The following is a 12023-nucleotide window of genomic DNA, read 5'->3' on the forward strand; positions in this document are numbered from 1 at the left end:
TCGTGATAATGCGTACAGATACCGGTCAGGTGTTTCGGCTCGAAGACTATCGCCCGAGCGATTATCTCATCCCCTCGACCGGACTGACCTTCAGGCTTTCACCCGACGAGACAACGGTGGTCGCCGAACTGACGGTCGAGCGCCGCAACGGCGTGAAGGGCGCTCCGTCGCTGATCCTCGATGGCGACGGCTTGGTCCTGCGCCGCATCGAGATCGATGGAAAGACACTTGAGCCTTCCGCCTACCAGGCTTCCGCCGACCAGCTCGTCATTGCCAACCCGCCGGCTTCCGGGCGCTTCAAGCTTCTGCTGGAGACCCAGATCGCACCGTCGAAGAACGAAGCGTTGATGGGACTCTACAGGTCGAATGGGGTCTATTGCACGCAGTGCGAGGCGGAAGGCTTTCGGCGCATCACTTATTTTCTCGATCGGCCGGATATCCTCTCGGTCTATACGGTTCGGGTCGAGGCGCGGCGCGACGAAGCCCCGCTGCTGCTGTCGAACGGCAATCCGATTGAAAGCGGCGATCTGGAAGATGGCTGGCATTATGCGGTCTGGCACGACCCCTTCCCGAAGCCGTCCTACCTGTTCGCGCTGGTCGCCGGCGATCTCGGCCGCGTGGGCGATAGTTTCGTCACCGCCTCGGGTCGCTCGGTCGAGCTCGGCATCTATGTCGAACACGGCAAAGAGCGCCTTGCCACCTATGCGATGGATGCCCTGAAGCGCTCGATGCGCTGGGACGAGGAGGTATTCGGCTGCGAATACGACCTCGACGTCTTCAACATCGTCGCCGTCTCCGACTTCAACATGGGCGCGATGGAGAACAAGGGTCTCAACATCTTCAACGACAAATATGTGCTTGCCGACGAGGAGACCGCGACCGACACGGATTTCGCCAATATCGAGGCGATCATCGCTCACGAATATTTCCACAATTGGACAGGAAACAGAATCACTTGCCGCGATTGGTTCCAGCTCTGTCTCAAGGAAGGGCTGACCGTTTTCCGCGACCATGAGTTTTCCGCCGACCAGCGCTCGCGCGCGGTCAAGCGCATCGCGGAGGTGCGCACGCTGAGAGCACATCAGTTCCCCGAGGACCAGGGACCGCTCGCGCATCCGGTGCGTCCGCGCCGCTACCGCGAGATCAACAACTTCTACACGGCCACCGTCTACGAAAAGGGCTCCGAGGTCGTGCGCATGATCCGCACCATCCTCGGCGCGAAGGCGTTCCGGGAAGGCATGGATCTCTACTTCGAGCGGCACGACGGGGACGCGGCCACGATCGAGGATTTTCTAAAAGTCTTCGAGGACGTGTCCGGCCAGGACCTGTCGCAGTTCGCGCTCTGGTATCATCAGGCCGGCACGCCGAACGTAACTGTCAGCGGCTCGCACAATGCCGCTTCAGGCGAGTTCACCCTGGAGATCGAACAGTCGGTGCCGCCGACACCCTCGGAAAGCCGCAAGCGCTTGATGCACATCCCCCTCGCCTTCGGCCTTGTCGACCCGGACGGCAAGGACATGGCCTATGCCGATGTCGAGGGAGCCGATGTCGCCGACGGCGTCATCCACCTGCGCAAGCGTCGGCACGTGGTGAAGTTCTCCGGAATCGCCGAGCGGCCCTCGGTGTCGCTGAACCGCGGCTTCTCGGCGCCGATCACGCTTTCGGTCGCGCAAAGCGCGGAGGATCGCGCCTTCCTGGCACGGCATGACAGCGATGCCTTCTCGCGCTGGCAGGCGTTCAACACGCTTTTGACGGAAACTCTGATCACCGCCTTCCGCAGCGTGCTTGGTGGCAAAGCGCCCGACTTCTCACCCGAGTTGCTGAAGCTTGCCGGCACGATTGCCACCGACGAGACGCTGGAGCCCGCCTTCCGCGCGCTGGCCTTGATGTTGCCGGGCGAAGCCGACATCGCCCGCGAGATCGGCAACAACATCGACCCCGACGCGCTCCGCGCCGGACGGGAAGCGCTGACGTTCGCCGTCGCAAAGACAAATCGCGAAGCTTTCAGTGCCTTGTATGCGAGCCTTAACGCTGCCAGGCCTTTCAGCCCCGATGCGGCAAGCGCCGGCAAGCGGGCGCTGCGAAACGTGCTTCTTGACTATCTTTCGGCGCTGCCGGGAGGCGTCGGCTTGGCTGGCGACCATTTCGCTGCGGCGACCAACATGACCGACCGCGCCGCCGCGCTGAGCGTTCTTGCACATCGCCATCGCGGATCACAGCAAGCGACCGATGCCCTGGCGTCCTTCGAGGCAAGGTACTGCAAAGATGCCCTGGTCATGGACAAGTGGTTCCAGATCCAGGCTTCGACACCCGGTGCCGAAGCTGTCGACATCGTCCGCAGCCTGATGGAACATCCGGCTTTCTCGATATCCAATCCGAACCGTGTGCGCTCGCTGATCGGTACCTTCGCCAGCGCCAATCAGACCGGCTTCCATCGAGCCGACGGCGCGGGCTATCAGTTGTTCGTCGACACCGTGCTGGCGGTCGAAAAGCGCAACCCGCAGGTCGCCGCTCGTCTCGCCACGGCGTTGCGCTCGTGGCGTTCGCTCGAACCGGGAAGGCAAGCCAAGGCTCGCGAAGCGTTGCTGACCATGAGCTCGACGCCGAACCTGTCGGCCGATTTGCGCGACATCATCGAGAGAACCCTCGCCTGACGAGATAATTTTCGCGTCTGTCGAGGCATTTTTGCGCCCGGCCTATGGACAAGGGGAATCAGCTTTGATTCTTTATGGATGATTCGGATGTGCGGCGTTACCGGATCATTCTTAACAAAAAGGTTACGGGGAGCCTGTCGATGGCGAAGGCGGACGCGTGGAGCGCGCCCGATGGCGGTGTTTTTGTCCGGCGCAAGGGCGGCACCCTGGCAGGCAACGCGCGAGTAATCGCCGAGCCGGCCTACCGTCGCCTGCTTGCGGCGGAGCCGATCTTGCGCCGTTCCGTCCCTGCCCTCATCGTAGCCTTCCTGCTGATCATCATGGCGGCACGCTTCATGTCGCTGATGGCATGGCGCGACGACGTGGAACGCAACGCCAAGGCTTTCCTCGGCCTCGCCGCCAGCCAACTCGCCGGGACGGTTACGCTCGTCGCCAAGGACGGCGGTTCGATCACCGACCAGGGCAAGGCACTCATCGAGCGCACCCTGCAGCAAGGTGCGATGGGCACCCGGCATGTCCTAGCGATCACCGATGGCGCATTCCGCGTTCTCGCCGTCGCGCCAGCATCGACCCACTGGGAAGGCAAGGCGCTCGACGGCATCATTTCGGGCGGACAGCCGCTATTCATGTTCGGCGAACGCGCCGGCGTCATGGAAGTCCGCATCGACGACCAGAGCTGGTATGCGGCGGTCAGCCTTGTGAATGGTCGGAAAGCCGCGGCGGTCGCGCTCGTTCCGCAGGAGGCAGTGTTTGCCGAATGGCGGAAGACCGTTTCGCTCAACGTCACCCTCTTCCTGGTGACCGCGGCGGTCCTTGGCATCCTGCTTTACGCCTATTTCACCCAGGCAGCGCGGGCACAAGCCGCCGACCGGCTCTATCTCGAAGCGCATGAACGCATCGACATGGCCCTGGTGCGCGGGCGCTGTGGGCTGTGGGACTGGGACATGGTGCGCGGCAAGATGTACTGGTCGCGCTCGATCTACGAGATGCTCGGCTACGAGCCTTGCGAGGATATGCTGTCCTTCGGCGAAGTAGACGACATCATCCACCGTGAAGACGGAAACCTCTTCCAGCTGGCCAGCCGCGTTGTCGCCCGCGAGATCGACCATATCGACCAGGTCTTCCGCATGCGCCACGCCGACGGGCACTGGGTCTGGATGCGCGCCCGCGCGCAGGTCGTGGATCCGGATGCGCCGGAAATCCAGATGATCGGCATCGCCGTCGACGTCACCGAGCAGCGCCATCTCGTGCTGCGCTCGGAGGCGGCCGACATGCGCCTGCGCACGGCCATCGAAAACATCACCGAATCCTTCGTGCTGTGGGACCCGCAGCAGCGCCTGGTGATGTGCAACACCAAGTACCAGCAGGACCACGGGCTTTCCGACCGCGATGTCGTGCCGGGCACGCCACGCCATGTCATCGAGCATCGCATGGTGCCGTTCGCGGCAGAACGGCGCCTGCCTAGCGCGAATATCCATCGCGGCGGCGTGACCTTCGAGCGCCAGCTGGCGGACGGCCGCTGGCTGCAGGTCAACGAGTTGAAGACACGCGACGGAGGCAACGTGTCGGTGGGCTCGGAAATCACCCAGATCAAGCAGCATCAGGAAAAGCTGGTCGAGAGCGAACGCCGCCTGATGGCGACAATCCATGACCTCAGCCTCGCGCGCCGCGCCGAGCAGGAGCGCTCGCGCGAGCTGGTCGAGCTGAACAAAAAGTACATGAAGGAAACCGAGCGCGCCGAGGCTGCCAACCGGGCGAAGTCCGAATTCCTCGCCAACATGTCGCACGAGCTGCGCACGCCGCTCAATGCAATCATAGGTTTCTCGGAGCTGATGGAATCCGGCCTCTTCGGGCCGCTCGGCTCGGAGCGCTACGAGGAATATACCCAGGACATCCTGAGCAGCGGAAAATATCTGCTCGGCGTCATCAACGACATCCTCGACATGTCGAAGATCGAGGCGGGCCAGTTCTCCATCGACAGCGAGGAAATCGACCTCGTCCCGCTCATCAGCGAAACGGTACGCGTGATCTCGCTGCAGGCGGCGCAGAAGTCGATCACCGTCGAGACCAAGATTGCCGACGCCATGTCGCTCTATGCCGACCGGCGCGCCATCAAGCAGATCGTCATCAACCTGCTCTCCAATGCCGTGAAGTTCACGGGCCAGGGTGGGCACATCACGGTGCGCGCGCGCAACGTGGCCAAAGCGCTGATGATCACCATCGAGGACAATGGCTGCGGCATTCCGAAATCGGCGCTGGGCAAACTCGGACGTCCGTTCGAGCAGGTGCAGAACCAGTTCTCCAAGAATCACACCGGGTCGGGCCTTGGGCTTGCGATCTCCCGCTCGCTCGCCGAGCTGCATGGCGGCGCGCTGAAAATCCGTTCGGCCGAAGGCGTCGGCACGATCGTCTCGGTGCGCATCCCGGCACTCAAGCCGAGGCAGGTGATGAAGGAAGCCGCCTGAACGGCGGTTTATTTCTTCCTGACGCGCAGCAGGCGGTCGAAATTGGCCCTGACCTTTCGCGCCGTTTCCTTGAGATGCGCTTCGAGCACGGCGAAATCCGGCAGGTCGGTTGCGCGCAGCAACAGATCGGCAAGGCCTGGCGGCATGTCGCTGCGCTCGAAGGCCCCGGTCAGGCACAGACGTATCATTTGCGTCAGCGACAGGTAGAGCGAATAGGCGTCGTACAGTTCCTGCCGCACCTGGGCATCGGCGAATTCGGGGCTGAGGCGCGCGAGGGTTTCGGCCGTGCTTGCGGTGTGCGGTCCCTGCTCGATCCTATGCGTCAGGACCGCCACCTGCGCAATGAACTCGAGATCGATCAGGCCGCCCGGAATGAGCTTGATGTCCCAGGGGTCGCGCGGCGGCTTCTCCTCCTCGATCATCTTGCGCATGTTAACCGCCTCTTTCGCGACTTTGGAAAAGTCGCGCGGCAAGGCGAGTACCGACGTCACTTCCGCTTCGGCGGCCTCGCAAAGTTCCGGGTCACCGGCCACAGCGCGAGCGCGGGTGATGGCCATATGCTCCCAGGTCCAGGCCTCTTCCCGCTGGTATCTGCGGAACGCATCGATGTGGGTGGCAACCGGACCCTTGTTGCCGGAGGGCCGCAAGCGCAGGTCGAGTTCGTAGAGAACACCTTCGGCCGTCGGCGCTGACACGGCGGCGATCAGGCGTTGCGTCAGGCGGGCATAGTAATGCGACGGCGCCAGTGGTTTCTCGCCGTCACTCTCTTCGGCGTCGGGGTCGTGGTCGTAAAGCAGGATGAGGTCGACATCCGATCCGGCGGTCAGCTCGCGGCTGCCCAACTTGCCCATACCGAGAATTGCCGCCTTGCCGCCTTTGACCCTGCCGTGCCGCACGGCAAATTCGTCGACGACCGCGTCGAGCGCATTGCCGATCGTCAGATCGGCAAGATCGGAGAAGGCCCTGCCAGCTCTTGCCGCGTCGATCGATCCGGCCAGGAGACGCACGCCGATGAGGAATTTTTGTTCCGCGGCGAAGATGCGCAGACGATCGAGAACGTCTTCGTAGGTCTTCGCGCCTTCAAGGAAGACCGACAGACGCGTCGCGAGATACGTCCGGTCGGGCAGTTCCGACAGCAATAGCGGGTCCAGCAGACCATCAAATACATGCGGCCGCCGGGTGACGATCATTGCCAACCGGGGTGCGGTTCCCATGATCGTCGCCAGCAGCCGCAGCAACGCCGGATTGGATTGCAGGAGCGAGAACAGCTGGATGCCTGCCGGCAGCCCAGCCAGAAACTCATCGAACCGCATCAGCGCTTCATCGGCGCGGCGTGTCTTGCCGAAGGCTTCGAGCAGCGCTGGCGTCAGTTCGGTTAAGCGCTCGCGCGCTTCGGCCGATTGCGTCGCCCGGTAACGCCCGAAATGCCAGCTTCGAATGACGCGGCAAATGTCGCTCGGCCGCTCGAAGCCCAACCTGTGCAGGGTTTGCAGCGTATCGGGATCGTCGACGTCGCCGGTGAAGACCAGATTGCCGATACCCGAAGACAGCTCCGGCGCCGTCTCGAAGAGCGCCGCATAGTGGCGCTCGACCTGATGCAGAGAGGCGCGAAACTCGGCCGCAAACGTCTCGCGATCGGTGAAACCGAGCATGTGGGCGATCCGTTCGAGCCCCTCATCGTCCTCGGGCAGCGTGTGGGTCTGCTCGTCGGCCACCATCTGGATCGCGTGCTCCACGCGCCGCAGGAACCAGTATTGCTGCGCCAGCGTGTCCCTGGCCTCCGCCGTGATCCAACCGTGCGCCGCCAGCTGGGCAAGCATGGCCACCGTCTCGCGGCCGCGCAGATCCGGGAAGCGTCCGCCCGCGATCAGCTGCTGGGTCTGGACGAAGAACTCGATCTCGCGAATCCCACCCCGACCGAGCTTGACGTTGTGCCCCTTCACCGCGATCTCGCCATGCCCCTTGTGGGCATGGATTTGGCGCTTGATCGAATGGACGTCGGCGATTGCCGCAAAGTCCATGTATTTGCGCCAGACATAGGGCTGCAATTCCTTGAGGAAGGCAGCGCCCGCCTTGAGGTCGCCCGCGACGGGGCGCGCCTTGATCATGGCCGCGCGCTCCCAGTTCTGGCCGCGCCCTTCGTAATAGAGCAAGGCGGCCTGAACCGGGATTGCAAGCGGCGTCGAGCCCGGGTCCGGGCGCAAGCGCAGATCGGTGCGGAAGACGTAGCCGTGCTCAGTACGATCCTGCAGGATTTTTACGAGCCGCCGCGTCATGCGCGCGAAGAGGTCCGCAGCCCCGAACGGATCGGTGACGGCCGGCGCTTCCGGCTCGAAAAACACCACCAGATCGATGTCGGACGAGAAGTTGAGCTCATGGGCGCCGAGCTTGCCCATGCCGAGCAGTATCCATCCTGAGCCCGCGGCCGGCCTCTCCGGGTCAGGAAGGTTCAACTTCCCCTGGAAATGCGCCTCGCGGAGCAGGAAGTCCGAGGCGGCACGGACGCTGGCATCGGCCAGATCACTAAGGCGCCGGACAGTGGCGGCGGTGTCGAATTCGCCGGCAAGCTCTGCCAGCGCGATGAGGAAATGTGCCTCGAGCTTCAGTCGGCGCAGCGCCATCATCAGGCTCTTTTCGGACACGTCCTGCGCGCGCGCCGCCGCTGCGATTTCACTTTGAATGAAGAGCAGCCGCTCATCGATCGTCTGGCCAAACAGCGCGTCGAGAATTTCCGGCCGACGGCGCGCGCAATCGCGCATGAAGATCGAAAGATCGAACACCGCCTCCAGAAATGCTGCCAGGCGGCTTTTTCCGTTCAGCAGCGTGGAAAGCCGCGTGAGCCCGGCTTCCTTCGCCGCATCGGCAATCTCGGCGATCTCGCGCCTGGCGCGTTCCCGGTCGAGCGGAACGAGTTGCGGCACGGGACTGCCGAACCAGGGTTGGTCCTTCGGCTTGGCAGCCAGTCCTGTCGTCATTTGCCGGTCTCTCTCTGAGGGAAGCTCATGGTGACGGATAATCCAGGGTCGGCAGGGGCGAGTTCAAGGTGGCCGTGATGAAATTTCATGACCGCCTTGGTCAGGCTGAGGCCGAGGCCCGAGCCCGGCTGCGAGCGACTTTTTTCAAGCCGCACGAAACGCTCGGTGGCCCTTTCACGGTCTACATCGTCGGGAATGCCGGGCCCGTTGTCGACCACCCGCAAACGGACCTCGTTGCCGACCTTTTCCAGCGTGACGCGCACGGCGGGTTTCCCCTCGGCATCAAGCGAATATTTGATGGCGTTGTCGACGATGTTCGACAGCGCCTGGCCGATCAGCTCGCGATTGCCGTCGATAACCACTGATCCGGTGACGGGCGCCTCAAGCTCGACGCCGCTCTCCTCGGCCAGAGGCTCATAGAGCTCGACCACGTCCTGCACGATCGCAACGAGATCGACCTTCGCGACGGCCTCCGACGAATAGCCGGCCTCTAGCCGCGAAATCATCAGGATGGCGTTGAAGGTTCTTATCAGTTGGTCGGATTCGGCAATGGTGCTTTCGAGAGCGGCTCTGTAGTCGTCCGAGGTGGACTGGCTGGAAAGTGCTGCTTCGGCACGATTGCGCAGACGGGTCAGCGGTGTCTTCAAGTCATGCGCGATGTTGTCGGAGACCTGCTTCAGCCCTTCGTTCAGATCGGCGATACGCTCCAGCATCGTATTGAGGTTTTCCGACAAGCGATCGAACTCGTCGCCTGCCCCCGTGACCGGAAGGCGCCCTGAAAGATCTCCGCCCATGATGCGCCGACTGGCATCCGAGACGCTGTCGATGTGCTTGAGCGCACGGCGCCCGACGAAATACCAGATGAGCAATGCGCCGAGGCCCATCATGCCAAGCGCTACCATGAGCGCGCGCCGCACCACCTCGCGGAAGCGTTCCGGCTCTGATAGGTCTCGCCCGACAAGCACGATCATCTGATTGGGGAGGCGTAGGACCACTGCAATCGCGTCATGCCGCGGTGCAACTTCCGCAGCGGTGCCACCAGGCGTCGAAGCCTCGGCGTTGCGCCGTTCGGCGCTGTTGTCGCCAAAGCGCTGGTAGGCAAAGGGGCGATCCGTCCAGCCTTCATTCTCGAGAACGCCGGGTTCGAGGCTCTGGACGTTGCCGGCGAGGATGCGGCCGTTGGAATCTGCAATCAGATAAAGATTGGCGCCCGGTTGGCGCGCCCTGCGCTCGATGGTGCGGACCAGAAGCGGCAATCCTCCCCGCTGATAGGCTTGTCCAAGCCCTTGCACCTCTTCGTTGATCGTCTCCATCGTCTGCTCGGTCAGCATGGTCGCCGACAACGACGTCATGTAGAACACAAGCAGAATGGCGCAGAGGGTAAACAGAAGCAGGTAAAGAGCCGACAGCCGCGCGGCCGTCGTCTTCATGATGGCAGGAAATCGAAAGGCCATCGCTTAGCCGGCCTTGAGCATATAGCCTGCGCCGCGAACCGTATGCAGGATTGGGCTCGAAAAGCCCTTCTCGATCTTGCTGCGCAGCCGTGAAATGTGGACGTCGATGACGTTGGTCTGCGGATCGAAGTGATAGTCCCAGACATTCTCCAGGAGCATGGTGCGTGTCACGACCTGGCCGGCATGACGCATGAGATATTCGAGCAGGCGGAATTCGCGCGGCTGCAGCGTGATATCGAGCGCACCGCGGCGAACCATATGGGAAAGGCGATCCAGCTCAAGGTCGCCGATGCGGTAGACCGTCTCGGTTTCTCGCGATGCAGTCCGGCGATTCAGAACCTCGATCCGCGCCAGCAGTTCGGAGAACGCGTAAGGCTTGGTGAGGTAGTCGTCACCGCCGGCACGAAGCCCGGTGACGCGGTCGTCGACCTCGCCCAGAGCCGAGAGGATGAGAACCGGCGTGGTGTTGCCGCGCGACCTGAGCCCAGCGATGACCGAAAGACCGTCACGTCGCGGCAGCATGCGATCGATGATCATGACGTCGTAATCGCCTGAATCGGCCAGCGCGAACCCCGTTTCCCCGTCGCGAGCGACATGAGCAGTATGACCTGCTTCGGCTAACGCCTTTTCCAGATACTCCGCACCCTCGCGGTCATCTTCGATAACGAGAATCTTCATCGGGCCACTATACGCGATTTCGCCGGGTTCAAGGATACTTACGTTCATCACCGGTCTCCAACAAGATGCGGCAGCAGGTCTTGCAACCTGCTGCCGCGGGGTTGGTGCGAACTCACAAAACCGCGCAACCCCTTCCGATGCATGCCGGAACGGTGGGGCCGCATCGGAAAGTTCTGGCGATGGATCAGCCCTTGTTCACAGGAAGCGTCACGAAGCGGTTGGCATCGTCACGCGAGACCTGAACGAGAACTGCCTTGCGGCCGGCCTTGGCCGCGTCTTCCATTGCCTTGGTAACATCGCCCGGCGCTTTCACTTCCGCCGAATTGATGGCTGTGATGACGTCGCCGGCCTGGATGCCGCGGTCGGCTGCGTCGCTGTCGGGCTCCACTGCGGTCACCACGAGGCCCTTGCCGTCATCGGCGCTGGTCACCGTCAGGCCGAGATCGGCCAGCGTTTCCGTCGCGCTCTGCGGCGCCTGCTGCTGCTCTGCCGAAGCCTGCTTGTCAGAGGTCGGAAGCGCGCCGAGATCGATCTTCATCGTCTCCGTTTTGCCGTTGCGCAGCAGCGTCACTTCGACCGACTGGCCGGGAGGGTTGGCACCAATGACGCGGGCGAGTTCGCGAGACGAGGAAACATCCTTGCCGTTGACCTGGGTGATTATATCACCCGAAACGATGCCGGCCTTCTTTGCCGGACCGTCGTCCTGAACGCCGGCAACCAATGCGCCCTTGGCGTCCTTCAGACCGAGCGACTCTGCAATGTCGGGGGTCACGGGCTGAATCTGGACACCCAGCCAACCACGCTTGACGCTGCCGTCCTTCATCAGGTCCTGAACGACCTGCTTGGCCGTCGTGGCAGGGATCGCGAAGGCAATGCCGACGCTGCCGCCCGAAGGCGAGAAGATCGCGGTGTTGACGCCCACGACCTGGCCATTGAGGTTGAAGGCCGGACCGCCGGAATTGCCGCGGTTCACCGCCGCGTCGATCTGGATGAAGTCGTCATAGGGGCCGGCGCCGATGTCGCGGCCACGCGCCGAAACGATACCCGCGGTGACGGTTCCGCCGAGGCCGAAGGGATTGCCAACTGCAACGACCCAGTCGCCGACACGGACCTTGTTGTCGTCGGCGAAATCGACATAGGTGAACTTGCCACCGCCATCGACCTTCAGAACGGCAAGGTCAGTGCGCGGATCGGTGCCGATCAACTTGGCATCGAGTTCCTTGCCGTCATTGGTGACGACGGTGAAGGACGAGCCGCCCTCGACGACATGATTGTTGGTAACGAGATAGCCGTCATCGGAGATGAAGAAGCCCGAGCCCTGTGCGACCGGGCGCGGCTGGCGCTCATGGTTGCGGTGCCAGCGCGGGCCGCCATTCTGCCACTCCCCGCCCCTGAACTGGCGGAAGAAGCGCTTCATCGGATGATCGTCGGGAAGATTGTCAAAGCCGCGCGGGCCAAAGCCGTCCTCGTCATTCGCCACCTGATCAGCCGTCGCCTTTACGCGAACGCTGACAACCGCCGGCGAAACCTTTTCCACGACATCGGCAAAGCCAGGAGCCTGGGGAGCTTCCACTCGCACCGCATCGGCGAGAACCGGCTGGGTTCCCGAAGTAACCGCGCTGAGGCCGATTGCGCCGGCAATGGCGATGGAGGCAGCTGCAGCCAGAAGCCGGCCGCGGTTCTTCGAAACGGGGTTTGGAGAATTGGTCATGAGCTATCCTCTTGAACGGGGACACGATCGCATCCACTCGCAAGAGTGATAGGAGAAACTACATTACGGCGCTCTTTCCGCCGGAT

General features: G+C 62.8%; 6 protein-coding genes. 2 read left to right on the top strand and 4 right to left on the bottom strand.

What is annotated here, in order from left to right; translation table 11 throughout:
- The first annotated feature begins 8 nt into the window (after positions 1-8).
- Positions 9-2654 carry an aminopeptidase N gene (pepN, locus tag C7I85_RS09570; RefSeq protein WP_106723748.1) on the top strand — a complete coding sequence of 882 codons (2646 nt, stop codon included), beginning with the start codon at positions 9-11 and terminating at the stop codon, positions 2652-2654.
- 140 nt (positions 2655-2794) lie between these two features.
- Positions 2795-5119, top strand: a complete 2325-nt coding sequence (locus C7I85_RS09575) for a PAS domain-containing sensor histidine kinase (protein WP_106724085.1) — start codon at positions 2795-2797, stop codon at positions 5117-5119.
- Positions 5120-5127: 8 nt separating this feature from the next.
- Here C7I85_RS09575 and C7I85_RS09580 read toward each other — a convergent pair whose 3' ends face one another.
- The 4 genes from C7I85_RS09580 to C7I85_RS09595 all read right to left on the bottom strand — a co-directional run bounded on the left by C7I85_RS09580 (position 5128) and on the right by C7I85_RS09595 (position 11937).
- Positions 5128-8094, bottom strand: a complete 2967-nt coding sequence (locus C7I85_RS09580) for a bifunctional [glutamine synthetase] adenylyltransferase/[glutamine synthetase]-adenylyl-L-tyrosine phosphorylase (protein WP_106723749.1) — start codon at positions 8092-8094, stop codon at positions 5128-5130.
- Positions 8091-9548, bottom strand: a complete 1458-nt coding sequence (locus C7I85_RS09585; protein ID WP_106723750.1) for a sensor histidine kinase — start codon at positions 9546-9548, stop codon at positions 8091-8093. Before C7I85_RS09585 ends, C7I85_RS09580 begins: the two co-directional genes overlap by 4 nt.
- A gap of 3 nt (positions 9549-9551) precedes the next feature.
- Positions 9552-10226 carry a response regulator transcription factor gene (locus C7I85_RS09590; RefSeq protein ID WP_181257145.1) on the bottom strand — a complete coding sequence of 225 codons (675 nt, stop codon included), beginning with the start codon at positions 10224-10226 and terminating at the stop codon, positions 9552-9554.
- Between the two features lie 184 nt (positions 10227-10410).
- Positions 10411-11937 (bottom strand): DegQ family serine endoprotease, encoded by a 1527-nt coding sequence (locus tag C7I85_RS09595; protein ID WP_106723752.1) that lies wholly within the window; start codon positions 11935-11937, stop codon positions 10411-10413.
- Positions 11938-12023: the final 86 nt, after the last annotated feature.

Origin of the sequence: Pseudaminobacter soli (ex Li et al. 2025) (assembly GCF_003012705.1) — a bacterium.
Lineage (GTDB): Bacteria > Pseudomonadota > Alphaproteobacteria > Rhizobiales > Rhizobiaceae > Pseudaminobacter > Pseudaminobacter soli.